Genomic DNA, 13,050 nt, shown 5'->3' on the forward strand with positions numbered 1-13,050 from the left:
ACGGCATCGTCGGAGCAAAACCCATGAGCAAGAACGAACAAGAATCCACCCGCCGTCCGCTGAGCCTGAAAGCGAAGACCGCGCCTGTCGCTGAAGCACCGCGCATCGAGGAACGCCTGCACAAGGTGCTGGCGCAGGCCGGCCTGGGCTCGCGCCGCGCGCTGGAGCAGCGCATCGCCGATGGCCTGATCAAGGTCAACGGCGAAACCGCGCGCACCGGCATGAGCGTCACCGGCGGCGACAAGATCGAGATCGACGGCAAGACGTTTGTCGCAAGCGCCTTGACCGACCCCTCCCGCGTGCTGATGTACAACAAGCCGGAAGGCGAAGTGACCAGCCGCGAAGACACCGAGGGCCGCCCGACCATCTTCGACGCCCTGCCCTCGCTGAAGGGCGCGCGCTGGATCGCGATCGGCCGCCTCGACATCAACACCACCGGCCTGCTGCTGCTCACCACCGACGGCGAGCTGGCCAACGCGATGATGCATCCGAGTTTCGAAGTCGCCCGCGAATACGTCTGTCGCGTGCGCGCGCCGGAAGGCGAAGACGTGGTCAGCGACAAGATCGTCGATCGCCTCGCCCGCGGCGTGGCACTGGACGACGGTCCGGCCAAGTTCGACGAGATCGAGCGCATCGGCGGCACCGATTCGCACGACTGGTTCCGCGTACTGCTGAAGGAAGGCCGCAACCGCGAAGTGCGCCGCCTGTGGGAATCGCAGGGTTGCCAGGTCAGCCGCCTGAAGCGCGTCCGCTACGGCGACGTGCGCCTGCCGCAGCCGCTGCTGCGCGGCCAGTCGCAGGAATTGCCTCAGGCCGAAGTCGAGGCGCTGCGCAAGACGCTGGGCCTGGAAGACGGCACGCCTTCCGCATTGACGCTGATGCCGGTGCTCGGCCAGCGCAAGGCCAGCAAGACCGTGGTCACCGGCAATGCACGCAGCCACGGCTACGTGGGCGGCCACAGTACCGCCGACGAAGGCCGCGAACTGCGCCGCTTCGACAACATGCGCGAGGATCGCGGCCGCGGTCGCGGTGGTCCGCGCAAGCCCGGTGGCCTGACCGTCAGTGGCGAAGCCGCGGCCAAGCAGGCGCACAAGACCTTCAAGCCCAAGGGTGGCCCGCGCCCGCAGGGCCAGCGCATGCGCCCGGGCGAACAACGCGGCGAAAATCCGACCGAGATGCGCACCTGGTACGTGCCGGATGGCGTGGATACCGGCCCCAGCGGCCATCGCAATCCGGATGGCCCGCGCGGCCCACGCAAGCCGTATGGCAACAATCCTGGCGGAAACCGGCCAGCCGGCGGCCGTGGCCCGGGCGGTCCGCGCCCAGGCAGTCCGTATGGCGGCGGTGACAACCGTGGCCCGCGCCCGCAAGGTGAGCGTGGTCCCGGTGGCCCGCGTCGCGAGGGTGCCGGCGAAGGCCGTCCGCAACGTTCGGCCAAGCCTTACGGGCATCCCGGCAATGCACCGAGCTTCCCGTCCGACCACGCCAATCCGGGCGGCTTCAACCCGTATGCGGATCGCCCACGCGGCCCGCGCCCGGGTGGACCGCGTCCCGGTGGCAACCGACCGAACAACAATGGCAATGGCCCGCGTGGCCCCAAGCCGGGTGGCAACCGCGGCCCGCGTGGTGGCGGTGGCGGACACCACGGCGGCAATCGCTGAGCCGCATCGCACATGACGCACTGGATTGGGCACCTTCGGGTGCCCTTTCCATTTACGGCAGTGGCAGCAGGCGCGCTGATCGATTGATCTTATAAATGGAACAATACGATATCAATTCACCCACTAGATACATCGGTGGACGTAATTTAACGTGCATACCCATGAACCCGGCAGTCCGCCGGCGTGAGTTTGGAGAGCACCATGAAGAAGGTCTTGAACGTTTCCAGCGCCCCGGCCGGCATTGGGTCGGCGACGGCTTTCCGGTGCACGGCATGTTCGGCTACAGCGGCCCGGACGTCCCCACCCGCAGCCCGTTCCTTTTGCTGGACTATGCGGCACCCACCAGTTTCGAGCCCACCACCCATCGCCGCGGCGTCGGCCAGCATCCGCATCGCGGTTTCGAGACCGTCACCATCGTCTATGACGGCGAAGTCGAGCATAGCGATTCCACCGGCCAAGGCGGCGTGATCGGCCGCGGCGACGTGCAGTGGATGACCGCCGGCAGCGGCATCCTCCACGAGGAATTCCATTCGACCGAATTCGCCAAGCGCGGCGGCCCGTTCGAGATGGTGCAGCTGTGGGTCAACTTGCCGGCCAAGGACAAGATGGCGGCACCGGGTTACCAGGGCATCACCGATGCGCAAATCCCCTCGGTGCCACTGGCGCACGATGCCGGGCGCGTGCGGGTGATCGCCGGCAATTTCGAAGGCTTCGAAGGCCCCGCCAACACCTTCAGCCCGATGAATGTCTGGGATCTGCGGCTTGATGCCGGCAAGACCATCGAGCTGCCGCAACCGGATGGCTGGACCGCACAGGTCGTGGTGCTGGCCGGAACGGTGATGGTCAACGGCGAGACCTTGCTGCGCGAAAAGCAGATGGCGACGCTCTCCACCGAGGGCAACAACATCGTCATCGAGGCCAATAGTGACGCCAAGCTGCTGCTGCTGGCCGGCGAACCGATCGACGAGCCGGTGGTCGGCTACGGGCCGTTCGTGATGAACAGCCAGCAGCAGATCGTCGAAGCCATCGCCGATTTCAACGGCGGCAAGTTCGGCCGCATGGCCAGTTAAAGCAAACGCCACAAGACCTTGCCCCTGCGGTGGGGTCTTGTGCTGTACTTCAACACGTTCGCCAACGCAGGAAGTGCCGCATGGCAATCCCGATCGTCCACGCCAGCATCGGCACCACGCCTTACACCGTCGAGCTGCAAGACGACCTCGGCCACCACTGGCTGGGCGATGAGCCTGAAGACGCGGGCGGCGCCAATGCCGGCCCCAGCCCCGGACGTCTGCTGCTGTCGGCACTCGGCACCTGCACTGCGGTGACGGTGACGATGTACGCACAACGCAAACAGTGGCCTTTGACCGGCGTGCGCATCGAATTGGCCCTCAATCCCGACGGTACCGCTGCGGCGGGCACCGATATCCGCCGCACCATCGAACTACTGGGCGATCTGGACGATACCCAGCGCAAGCGCCTGCTGATGGCGGCCAACGCCTGCCCGATCCACAAGATACTGACCGGCGAAGTGCGCATCGATAGCGCATTGACCGCGACCACAACCGCATGACCGGCATCGCCGGCACGATGCACGACTGAAACAGGAAGACAGGCAATGGCAGCGGTCATCACTTCCACCCCTACTCACTACACCCACACGATCACCGTCAACGGCCACCAGCTCATCGCGGACGAACCCGAACGACTGGGTGGCAAGAACGCCGGCCCCGCGCCCTTCGACCTCTACCTGGCCTCGCTGGCCGCCTGCACCGCGATCACCTTGCGCATGTATGCCGAGCGCAAGGGCTGGGACTTGGGCACGTTTCGCGCCGTGCTGCGCCTGAGCTTCGGTGAAGACGGCAAGCCGCACGTGCATCGCAGCCTGCATGCGGACGGCCCGTTGGACGATGCGCAATGGGCGCGCCTGCTCGAAGTCGTCGCCAACACCCCGGTAACCAAGGCAATGCGCGATGGTGCGCTGATCACCAGCGAACGCGGCACAGGCCCCTGAAGGAGATCGCATGACCCGTATCCTCGGTATTTCCGGCAGCCTGCGCGCTGGCTCGTTCAACACCGCGCTGCTGCGCGCCGCGCAGCAAGTGGCGGGCGACGACATCGACCTCGAGATCGCCACCCTGCACGGCATTCCGCTGTACGACGGCGATGCCGAAGCGCGCGACGGCGAACCCGATGCCGTGGCCGCGCTCAAGCGCAAGGTCATGGCGGCCGATGGCGTGCTGCTATCCACGCCCGAATACAACAACGGCATGCCCGGCGTGTTCAAGAACGGCATCGACTGGCTGTCGCGCAGCTCGCCTGTCGGCAATATTCCCAGCGTGTTCGGTGGTCGTCCGTTCGCCCTGATCGGCGCATCGCCTGGCGGCTTCGGCACCATCCTGGCGCAGAACCATTGGCTGCCCGTGCTGAAGACGCTGGGCGTGCAGCTCTGGGCCGGCAACCGGTTGATGGTCTCGCGCGCAGGCGGCGTGTTCGACACGAACGGCGAGCTGGTCGACACCAGGGTGCGTGACCAGCTCGCCGACTTCCTGCAAGGCTTCGCGGGCTTCGCCTCGAAGTAGAACCACGCGCTATTGGTCGAAGCGCAACTCCAGGCTCCAGGTCCGCTGGTTGTAGGGATGGAAATTCCAGTAAGTGCGGTTGCTCAGGTTGTCCACGCCGAGTGCCGCACTCCATCGCGCATCGTGCCGGTAACGCAGGCGTGCATCTGCCACCAGGAACGGGCTGGTGCCGGTGTAGGCATCACTGTGCGTATCGCTGTTGTCCAGCGTGTTGAACTGCTGGCCGCTGTAACGCAGGCCGCCAGTAAGATCCCAGCGCTCGCCTGCATGCCAGGTCGCCAACAGATTGGCGCGCCAGCGCGGCACCCGCGGCTGCCAGCGGCCAATGCTGGCCGGGAAGTTGGCGTTCTCGCGGATGATGGAATCGGCGAAAGTCACGCTGGCGTCGAGATCAAGTTCATCGCGCAGCACGCCGGCGAAGCGGCCCGCCACTTCAATGCCGCTGGTACGGATGGCTCCCACGTTCTGGATATTGGTCACGCTGGGGGTCACCGTCGCATTGGTCTGTGAATACAACGCATCGCGCGTGCGTTCGTGAAAGAGCGTCGCACGCAAGTTGCCGCCCCGCACATTGCCGACCCAGGACAGTTCCGAAGTGGTCGTGCGCTCCGGCTTCAAGCCGGGATCGTTGTTGACCACCGCATCGGACGCGATCGAACCCTGGTACAGCTCGCTGACCGTGGGATAACGGATTGCGCGTCCAGCCGCCAGCTTCAGCGCCCACGCGTCGTTGGCCACGTATTCGATGGCACCCTTCGGCGACAGCGAGTTTTCACGCCGTTGCGGGAAAGCGAATTCGCGCACGGCGTTCGCCAACAGGCCATCGCGTGCCGTCCACTGTTCGCCGCGTAGCCCGAGCACGCTGTTCCAGCGTGGCGACCAATGCCGGCTATGTTGCACGAAGGCACTGCGCAACCCGGTACGGCCGGCGAAGGCGGAGAATCGCGATTGCGGCGCGCCATGCAGCCAGTCGGTCGTCGAAGACACTTCGGTGCGAAGCTGGTAACGATCATGCTGGATACCGAATTCCAGCGTATCGCGCGGGCCCGGCCGCCACGTCGCACTGGCGTTGGCACTGGTCCAGCCCGTGCCATCGCCATTGGCAATACGTCCTGCTCCGCCATCTCGCGCCATCGGCAAGGCGAGCGTGGGCGAACGCACGCCATCGCGCGCGTAGTCGTAGCGGCTGAAGTCCAGTGCGTAATCCCAGCGCCCGCCACGATTGCGGCGCAGCGAAAGCCCCTGCATCGCATGGCGCAACTCCGCACGTTGCATGGAAAGCGCCGTGGGTGAAACGACATAACGCCTGCCGTCGATCAACACTGGCCCGCTGTAGATGGAAGCACCAGCGGCATCACGCAAATAACTCTGCGCATCGCGGTCGGCATTGTTGCGCCATACGCCCAGCAGCAAACTCAGGCGGGTATCGGGCGCGATGTCCCAGGCAAGTTTCAGCTTGGCGAGATCCTGCACCGTATCGGTCTGCCCACTGGCGCCGAGCAGGTACCAAGGCTGTCCTTTCGGATTATCCCCGGCCACCGCGCCGGTGACTGCAACGCCCGTGCCCGCGGTGCCCGCGGACGCCAGGACATTGGCGAATGCGATCGGATGCGCGGAACTGTCGAGCCGGTTGAGCGATAGCCAGGCCGCGAATTTTCCCCAGCGATTGCCGATGGAAATTTGCGCACCACGCGCGGTATCGTCGGCTTCGTCGCGATCCAGATCGAATTCGCCATGGCTGTACGACAGCGCGGCGTGCGCCTCGAAGCGCTCCGGCATGCGGGTAACGTAATCGACGACCGCACCAACCGAATTTCCCGGATACGCGGCGGAAAACGGGCCATACAACACATCCACGCGCTCGATTTCCGCCGGCGAGACAAACCCCCAGCGCGGGGTAAACGAAGCGCCATTGCCCAACAGGTTGGAAAGCAGGATGCCGTCCGCATACACAAGCGAACGTGCACTGTTGCCGGTGCCCGATGCGCGCGTGGCGAGCACGGCATGGTCGTAGTCGCCGATGAAGCGCTTGCGCACCAGCAGGCTGGGGAAATACTTCAACGCATCCTCGGCATCGGTGGCGTTGATCTTCTCGCGTACGACATCGCCACTGATGCCTTCGACGGTGGCTGGAATGTGCACGGGCAAGCTGGTGGGCTGCGTGCCGCGTACCAGCACCTGGTCGAGCGTACGGATCGTATCGGCCGGATCGCCTTCGCCAGCATGGGCGCAAGACAGGGGAATCAGGGCCGCAGCAATGGCCGCGGCCACGCGCGATGCACGCGGCATCGCGATCGGGAAAATCGTCATTAGGAACTCCTGGAAATCGCGGTGACGCCCGGCGCTGCCGGACGCAGGTCAGAGGGCGATGACGGAGTTCGAAGGCGGCCCGCGCGACCCAAGGCCGGAAGGATGCAGCCACGCGCGGACAGGCGCGCCATGCTGCAACGGCAAGGCAACTGGCGCGAATGCCAGCAAACCCAATACCAAGGCAACGATGGCCGCAGTCAACGTGCCCAGCAATGGGCAATAAGCGCAATCCGCGCCCATTTTGCCGTCATCGGGCACGGGCGCATCCGGCTGGGTGGGTGCGAATGGCAACTTGACCACCTTCAGGCCAGCCATGGTGCACATCTGCGTCCACGCACCGTCGGCATCGCCCTGCCCGGCCTGGGCAAGACGCCCAAACGTCGGCAACAGTGCCAGCAGCAAGATCGCCGCCAGCGCCAGCAGGTTCATCCGGGATTGGAAGCTGCGGTTTCGCATTCGCCGCGAATTCTAAGCGATGCGCACGTCATGATCTTGATGCGGATCAATCCTCGAGACGAAACCTGTCGCCATCGAGCAACGCCGGGAATTTCGCGCGCCACTCTACCAACGGCGCGGCCTGCAACAGCATGGTCGACACCAGCTCCTCGTCGGTCGCCTCACTCAGCGGATGGCCAAGGAAATCGATGACCGCGCTGTCGCCACTGTAGTGCAGGCCGTTGCCGTCGGTACCAACGCGGTTCACGCCCGCCACGTAGCAGAGATTCTCGATGGCGCGGGCGCGTAGCAGGGTCTTCCATGGATAGCTGCGCACCGCCGGCCAATTGGCCACGTACAACGCAAGATCGTAATTCGGCAGTCCATCGCGCGCGGCATCGATGAAATTGCGCGAGAACACCGGGAAGCGCAGGTCGTAGCAGACTTGCAGCAGGATGTTCCAACCCTTCCATTCGACCACGACGCGCTCGTCGCCCGCCGCATAACGTTCGTGCTCCTTCGCGAAGGAAAACAGATGGCGCTTGTCGTAATGGCTGAGCCCGCCGTCCGGCGTGGCGAACAACATCCGGTTGAACACGCCCTGCTCCGTGCGCAGCTGCACACTACCGGTCACCGCGGCATCGAGCTTCACGGCCTGTTCGCGAATCCACGCGACCGTCGGCCCGTCCATGGTCTCGGCATTGCCGATGGCATCGTTGGAGAAACCGCTGGTGAAGGTTTCCGGCAACACGACGAGGTCGGTGGTGCCGTGCAACGGCGCGATCAGATGCCCGTAATGCTCGCGATTGCCGGCCGGATCGTGCCAGCGGGTGTCGCCCTGGACGATGGACACGCGCAGGTTGTGGAGGACGTGGCTCATAGCTTCTGCAACCGTTCGATCGCGGCATCGAGCGTGGCTTCGTTCTTGGCGAAGCACAGCCGCGCCAGGCGTTGGCCGGCCGGCGGAGTTTCGTAGAACGGCGACAGCGGGATCGCGGTGACGCCATGCTCGATGGTCAGCCAGCGACAGAATTCGACGTCGTCGAGATCGCTGATCGCGCTGTAATCGACCAGCTGGAAATAGCCACCCGGCACCGGCAGCGGCTTCAGCTTGGTGGTCAGGAGTTGTTCGCGGAAGCGGTCGCGCTTGGCTTCGTAGAACGCGCTCAATTCCTCGTAATGTTCTGGTTCCTGCTCGATCATCTCGGCGAAGGCGTGCTGCGCCGGGTTGAAAGTGCAGAAGGTGTTGTACTGGTGCACCTTGCGGAATTCGGCGGACAGCACCGGCGGCGCGATGCAGTAGCCGACCTTCCAGCCGGTGCAGTGATAGGTCTTGCCGAAGCTGGAAATCACGAACGCACGCTCGCGCAGCTCCGGATAACGCAGCGCCGATTCGTGGTGCGCGCCATCGAACACGATGTGCTCGTAGACCTCATCGCTGAGCAGGATGATGTCGGTGCCGTCGAGGATCGCGGTCAGCTCGCGCATGTCGGCTTCCGACAACATCGCCCCGGACGGGTTATGCGGGCTGTTGATCATCAACATCCGCGTCTTGGGCGTGATCGCTGCGCGCACCGCATTCCAGTCCGGGGCGAAGGTCACCGGATCCAGCGCCACGTGCACGGCTTTCGCACCGGCAAGATCGATCGCCGGTTCGTAGCAGTCGTAGCAAGGGTCGAGGACGATGACTTCCTCGCCCGCACGCACCACCGCGTGGATGGCATCGAAGATCGCCTCCGATGCGCCACTGGTGACAGTGACTTCGCTATCCGCATTCGGCCGCCAGCCGTAGCAGCGCTCGGTCTTGCCAGCGATGGCCTGCCGCAGCGCCGGGATGCCGGTCATCATCGAATACTGGTTGTGGCCGGCGCGCATCGCCCGGTCCAGCGCGTCGATCAAGCGTTCCGGCACCGGGAAATCCGGGAAGCCCTGGCCCAGGTTGACCGCGCCGTGTTCGGCGGCCAGCTGCGACATCACGGTGAAGATGGTGGTGCCGACCTTCGGCAATTTGGTGGCGATCTGCATCGATGCGGGACTCGTGGGGATGTGCCGAGTTTACGGAATCCGGCAGGGCTGGCATGTGACCGTTGGCCATGCCGGTAGAATCCACCGCGCATGTCCGACGAACCTATCGAAGCCAGCCCCCTGCTCGCCGTACGCGGGCTGACGTTTTCCCGCGACGAGACGCCGATCTTCGGCCCGCTGGATTTTTCCGTGGACGCGAACGAAGCCTTGCTGGTGCAGGGCGGCAACGGCGCCGGCAAGACCACCTTGCTGCGCGTGCTGGCCGGGCTGTTGCGTGCGGACGCCGGCCAGATGCAGATCGACGGTCTGCCCGCACGGGCCGAGTCGCGGGCACGACACATCGCCTATCTCGGCCATTTGCCCGGACTGAAGGCCGATCTCAGCGCATTGGACAACCTCGACTTCCTCTGCGGCCTGCATGGTCGACGCAAGGCGCAGACGCCGGAGGCGGCGATGGGCATCGTCGGCCTGGGTGGTTTCGAGGACGCGGCGGTGCGTACGCTGTCGGCCGGCCAGAAAAAGCGGCTCGGGCTGGCGCGACTGTGGTTGTCGCCCGCGCCGCTGTGGCTGCTGGACGAGCCCTACGCCAACCTCGACCTGGACGGCATCAACCTGGTCAACCGCATGGTGCAGGCGCACCTGCGCAGCGGCGGTGCGGCCCTGATCACTACCCACGGCGCTTATGCGGCGCCGCCGGTGCGAACGCGGCTACTCGAGCTTGGAACGGCCGCATGATGCTGCAAGCCGCCAACGCGTTGATCCGCCGCGACCTGCAACTGCTGTGGGCACGACGCGGCGATGCATTGCAGCCGGCGCTGTTCGCCCTGCTGACCGTGGTGTTGTTCGCGCTGGCGCTGGGTGGCGATGCACGCTCGCTGGCGCCGGTCGCGAGTGCCGTGCTGTGGCTGGCAGTCCTGCTGGCCGGCCTGCTGTCGCTGGACAGCCTGTTCCGCGGCGATGCCGAGGATGGTTCGCTGGAGCAATGGATGCTGGCGCCAGTGCCGTTGTGGTGGCTGGTGCTGGTGCGCACCGCGATGCACTGGGTGACCACTGCCTTGCCGGTGATCGTTGCAGTGCCGGTGCTGGGCGAGTTGCTGCATCTACCGCGCGCGCAATTGCCGGTACTGATGATCAGCCTGCTGCTGGGCACGCCGATTCTGAGCCTACTGGGCGCGGTGGTGGCCGCACTGACCGTGGGCATGCGCCGCGCCGGCGTGTTGGTCGCCCTGCTCGCGTTGCCCCTGTACGTGCCGGTGCTGGTGTTCGGTGCCGGTGCCGTGGCGGCATCGGCACAGGGGCTGGATGCCGTCGGTGCCTTGCTGTTGCTGGGTGCCGGGCTGGTGCTGTCGCTGCTGTTCGCGCCGATCGTGACGGCGGCGGCACTGCGCATCGCCCACAATTGAGTTGGATCAAGGCATTCGCATCGACACGGGGCGATCATGCTTGCGTGCAGCCATGCGCTTTCGATTCTTCCCCCTTACAGGAGCAACATGATGATGACCCGTTCCATTTTCGCCGTCAGCGCGCTGGCCCTGGCGCTTGCTGCCTGCAGCAAGTCCCCGGCACCGGAAGCACCTGCGGCGGCGCCCGCGGAGACTGCCACGGCGGCAGCCCCGGCAACCACGACCGCTGCTGAGGCCGCACCCGCCCCCGAAGCGGCCCCGGCACCCGAACCTGCACCTGCGGCCGGCACCATGCCCGCCACGGTGACCGATTGCGCGACGACGATCGAAGCCAACGATTCGATGAAGTACAACGCCGATTCGATCACGGTGCCCGCCAGCTGCACGCAGTTCACCATCAACCTCAAGCATGTCGGCAAGATGCCGATCACCGCGATGGGCCATAACGTGGTGATCGCCAAGCAGGCCGACATGGCCAGGATCGCGGCCGACGGCATGTCGGTTTCGCCCGAACACATCAAGGCAGGCGACGCACGCGTGATCGCGCACACCAGGATGATCGGAGGCGGCGAATCCGCGTCGGTCAGCTTCGATGTCGCCAAGATCAAGGGTGATGGCCCGTACGAGTTCTTCTGCAGCTTCCCGGGCCACCTGGCCTTGATGAAGGGCAGCATTGCGGTGCAGTGAGTCATCGACGCCTCGCCCTGGATGGGATACACATCCATCCAGGGCGCTCGATGCAGGCGGCGCTCAGACTCACCCGCGTACGCTTGCCCGCATTGCGTTCTAGACACTTGGTTGCCCGTGAAGTCTCCGTCATCCAACCGGCGCTACCCAATCCGTGCCGAAGCCTCGGATCGGGCCGAACTGCGGATCGAGAAATTCATCCAGGCCGCCACCGCGGTCTTCCTGGAAAAGGGTTACCGCAACGCACGCCTGAATGATGTGGTGGCGCGTTCGGGCGGCTCGCTGTCGACGCTCTACGGCGTTTTCGGCGACAAGCAGGGCCTCGCGCTCGAGATCATGCAGCGCAGCATCGTCAGCTTTGGCGAAGGCCTCGAGTTGTTGTACCAGTCCGAACTCCCGCCCGAGCAAGCCCTGCAACAAGCGGCCGCGCGCATGATCGATGAAATCCTGTCGCCGGGCCGGATCGTGGCGCATCGCATCGCGGTGGGCGAAGGCCTGTGCGTACCGGAACTGCGCGACTGGTTCATGGAGCACGGCGTGGCCCCGGCCGAACACCTGCTGACCCTGTATTTCCAGCGCGAGAAAGACAACGGGCGGCTGGTCCTGGATCACCCTGCGGTGGTCGCCAACCGTTTCTACATGATGGTATTCGGCAGCGTGATCCTGCGTTCGGTCATGGGCATCATCGGGCAGGAACATGCGGAACAGGCCAAACTGGATGCGCGTGAAGCCGTGTCCATCTTCATCGACGGTGTGTTGCCCCGGCCATGAAGTGTTGCGTCGCGGCTTGACCCGGCAGGCGAATGCGCGCATGTTCTGACGTAATACTTGTTACACGCCTGCGACGGGGAGTCAGGGCCAGTCAGGCGCAAGGGAGTGGAAGATGCGGCGCATCTTGCTTTGTCTGGTCTTTATCCTTGCTGGTGCCGTGATGCTTGGCGCGAGTTGGCTGGCGCCGGTCATGGCCCAAAGCGCGGACAGCAGATCCAGCCACGTCAAGTTGCCACCCACCCATTTCGGCAACCCGGATGGCACCGCGCACGGCTTCGCCGACGCACCCGGTTTCGCCTTCGCCAGCGTGGCGAGCAACCCGTTGCAACCGACGGCGAAACCGGTCGGTGAGGCCGTCTGTACCGCCTGCCACACCAAGGAACAACAGAATTTCGCCCATAGCATCCATGCACTCGGCATGCAGGTGGCGCACCAGGCCAACCCGGAAACACCCACCTGCGAAGCCTGCCACGGACCAGGTTCGGCGCATGCGCAGAATCCCTCGGTCAAGGGCAACATCATCGCCTTCACCCACGACGGCGGTACGCCCGTCGCCGCCCAGACCGCCAGTTGCTTGGGCTGCCATGCCGGCGGCCCGCGCGACAGCTGGATGGGCTCCGTGCATCAACGCAACGAGTTGTCCTGCAGCGACTGCCACAACCCGATGACGCGCCTCGCTGCCGAAGGCCTGACCGCCAAACAGTCGGTGAACGAAACCTGCGCAACTTGCCACAAGGACATCCGCCAGCAGTTCAACCGCCGCTCGCACATGCCATTGCCGGAAGGCGCGGTGACCTGCGTGGATTGCCACAACCCGCACGGCACCTTGAATGCCTCGCTGCTGAAGACCGATACGGTCAATGAAACCTGCTACCAGTGCCATGCCGAGAAGCGTGGACCGATGCTGTTCGAACATGCGCCGGTGCGCGAAAGCTGCTTGAACTGCCACACCCCGCATGGTTCCAACCAGCATGCGCTGCTGGTGGCGCCGGTGCCGATGCTCTGCCAGCAATGCCATTCGCACACGCGCCATCCGAACGACATGTTCACCGAAGGTGCGTTGGCCAACGGCACGGCGCCGGATGAACGCTTGATGGGACGCGGCTGCCTGACCTGCCATGCCCAGATCCACGGTTCCAACAACCCGTCCGGACCACGACTCCACAAGTAGCGGAGGGA

14 protein-coding genes are annotated in these 13,050 nt (G+C 65.0%); 10 read left to right on the top strand and 4 right to left on the bottom strand.

The window, feature by feature from the left end; all coding sequences use genetic code 11:
• Window positions 1-23 precede the first annotated feature (23 nt).
• The 5 genes from G7079_RS08295 to G7079_RS08315 all read left to right on the top strand — a co-directional run bounded on the left by G7079_RS08295 (window position 24) and on the right by G7079_RS08315 (window position 4,240).
• Window positions 24-1,661, top strand: coding sequence for a pseudouridine synthase (locus tag G7079_RS08295; RefSeq protein WP_166056857.1), 1,638 nt, complete (start codon window positions 24-26; stop codon window positions 1,659-1,661).
• Window positions 1,662-1,822: 161 nt separating this feature from the next.
• The gene (locus tag G7079_RS08300; RefSeq protein ID WP_166056858.1) at window positions 1,823-2,731 is read left to right on the top strand and encodes a pirin family protein; all 909 of its coding nucleotides are present in this window, start codon (window positions 1,823-1,825) and stop codon (window positions 2,729-2,731) included.
• An 80-nt stretch (window positions 2,732-2,811) separates the two neighbouring features.
• On the top strand, window positions 2,812-3,231 hold the full coding sequence (locus G7079_RS08305) for an OsmC family protein (RefSeq protein ID WP_166056859.1): 420 nt from the start codon (window positions 2,812-2,814) through the stop codon (window positions 3,229-3,231).
• A gap of 45 nt (window positions 3,232-3,276) precedes the next feature.
• Entirely contained in the window at window positions 3,277-3,672 is a 396-nt protein-coding gene (locus G7079_RS08310) for an OsmC family protein (protein ID WP_166056860.1), read from the top strand.
• 10 nt (window positions 3,673-3,682) lie between these two features.
• Window positions 3,683-4,240 (top strand): NADPH-dependent FMN reductase, encoded by a 558-nt coding sequence (locus tag G7079_RS08315; protein ID WP_166056861.1) that lies wholly within the window; start codon window positions 3,683-3,685, stop codon window positions 4,238-4,240.
• Between the two features lie 9 nt (window positions 4,241-4,249).
• Here G7079_RS08315 and G7079_RS08320 read toward each other — a convergent pair whose 3' ends face one another.
• From G7079_RS08320 to G7079_RS08335, 4 genes are read right to left on the bottom strand one after another with little or no spacing between them, the layout of a single operon-like run.
• Entirely contained in the window at window positions 4,250-6,550 is a 2,301-nt protein-coding gene (locus G7079_RS08320; RefSeq protein WP_206203193.1) for a TonB-dependent receptor, read from the bottom strand.
• Window positions 6,551-6,598: 48 nt separating this feature from the next.
• Window positions 6,599-7,006: a DUF2946 family protein gene (locus tag G7079_RS08325; RefSeq protein ID WP_166056862.1), complete on the bottom strand. Its 408-nt coding sequence runs from the start codon at window positions 7,004-7,006 to the stop codon at window positions 6,599-6,601.
• A gap of 46 nt (window positions 7,007-7,052) precedes the next feature.
• Window positions 7,053-7,865 carry an amidohydrolase gene (locus tag G7079_RS08330; protein WP_166056863.1) on the bottom strand — a complete coding sequence of 271 codons (813 nt, stop codon included), beginning with the start codon at window positions 7,863-7,865 and terminating at the stop codon, window positions 7,053-7,055.
• Window positions 7,862-9,010, bottom strand: a complete 1,149-nt coding sequence (locus G7079_RS08335; RefSeq protein WP_166056864.1) for a pyridoxal phosphate-dependent aminotransferase — start codon at window positions 9,008-9,010, stop codon at window positions 7,862-7,864. The genes G7079_RS08330 and G7079_RS08335 overlap by 4 nt, the downstream gene beginning before the upstream one ends.
• Before the next feature lie 90 nt (window positions 9,011-9,100).
• Here G7079_RS08335 and ccmA point away from each other — a divergent pair, with 90 nt between their 5' ends.
• The 5 genes from ccmA to G7079_RS08360 all read left to right on the top strand — a co-directional run bounded on the left by ccmA (window position 9,101) and on the right by G7079_RS08360 (window position 13,042).
• Window positions 9,101-9,745 carry a heme ABC exporter ATP-binding protein CcmA gene (gene ccmA / locus G7079_RS08340; RefSeq protein ID WP_166056865.1) on the top strand — a complete coding sequence of 215 codons (645 nt, stop codon included), beginning with the start codon at window positions 9,101-9,103 and terminating at the stop codon, window positions 9,743-9,745.
• Complete coding sequence (gene ccmB, locus G7079_RS08345) at window positions 9,742-10,413, top strand: heme exporter protein CcmB (RefSeq protein WP_166056866.1); 672 nt, start codon at window positions 9,742-9,744, stop codon at window positions 10,411-10,413. Before ccmA ends, ccmB begins: the two co-directional genes overlap by 4 nt.
• A gap of 93 nt (window positions 10,414-10,506) precedes the next feature.
• Window positions 10,507-11,100, top strand: coding sequence for an azurin (gene azu, locus G7079_RS08350; protein ID WP_166056867.1), 594 nt, complete (start codon window positions 10,507-10,509; stop codon window positions 11,098-11,100).
• Between the two features lie 117 nt (window positions 11,101-11,217).
• On the top strand, window positions 11,218-11,871 hold the full coding sequence (locus tag G7079_RS08355; RefSeq protein ID WP_166056868.1) for a TetR/AcrR family transcriptional regulator: 654 nt from the start codon (window positions 11,218-11,220) through the stop codon (window positions 11,869-11,871).
• Between the two features lie 112 nt (window positions 11,872-11,983).
• The gene (locus G7079_RS08360; RefSeq protein WP_166056869.1) at window positions 11,984-13,042 is read left to right on the top strand and encodes a DmsE family decaheme c-type cytochrome; all 1,059 of its coding nucleotides are present in this window, start codon (window positions 11,984-11,986) and stop codon (window positions 13,040-13,042) included.
• The last annotated feature ends 8 nt before the right edge of the window (window positions 13,043-13,050 follow it).

Origin of the sequence: Thermomonas sp. HDW16 (assembly GCF_011302915.1) — a bacterium.
Classification (GTDB): Bacteria; Pseudomonadota; Gammaproteobacteria; order Xanthomonadales; family Xanthomonadaceae; genus Thermomonas.

Coding starts and splice junctions, on each gene's coding strand:
- G7079_RS08295 (WP_166056857.1), top strand. CDS start 24: ATGAGCAAGAACGAACAAGAATCCACCCGCCGTCCGCTGAGCCTGAAA.
- G7079_RS08300 (WP_166056858.1), top strand. CDS start 1,823: ATGAACCCGGCAGTCCGCCGGCGTGAGTTTGGAGAGCACCATGAAGAA.
- G7079_RS08305 (WP_166056859.1), top strand. CDS start 2,812: ATGGCAATCCCGATCGTCCACGCCAGCATCGGCACCACGCCTTACACC.
- G7079_RS08310 (WP_166056860.1), top strand. CDS start 3,277: ATGGCAGCGGTCATCACTTCCACCCCTACTCACTACACCCACACGATC.
- G7079_RS08315 (WP_166056861.1), top strand. CDS start 3,683: ATGACCCGTATCCTCGGTATTTCCGGCAGCCTGCGCGCTGGCTCGTTC.
- G7079_RS08320 (WP_206203193.1), bottom strand. CDS start 6,550: ATGACGATTTTCCCGATCGCGATGCCGCGTGCATCGCGCGTGGCCGCG.
- G7079_RS08325 (WP_166056862.1), bottom strand. CDS start 7,006: ATGCGAAACCGCAGCTTCCAATCCCGGATGAACCTGCTGGCGCTGGCG.
- G7079_RS08330 (WP_166056863.1), bottom strand. CDS start 7,865: ATGAGCCACGTCCTCCACAACCTGCGCGTGTCCATCGTCCAGGGCGAC.
- G7079_RS08335 (WP_166056864.1), bottom strand. CDS start 9,010: ATGCAGATCGCCACCAAATTGCCGAAGGTCGGCACCACCATCTTCACC.
- ccmA (WP_166056865.1), top strand. CDS start 9,101: ATGTCCGACGAACCTATCGAAGCCAGCCCCCTGCTCGCCGTACGCGGG.
- ccmB (WP_166056866.1), top strand. CDS start 9,742: ATGATGCTGCAAGCCGCCAACGCGTTGATCCGCCGCGACCTGCAACTG.
- azu (WP_166056867.1), top strand. CDS start 10,507: ATGACCCGTTCCATTTTCGCCGTCAGCGCGCTGGCCCTGGCGCTTGCT.
- G7079_RS08360 (WP_166056869.1), top strand. CDS start 11,984: ATGCGGCGCATCTTGCTTTGTCTGGTCTTTATCCTTGCTGGTGCCGTG.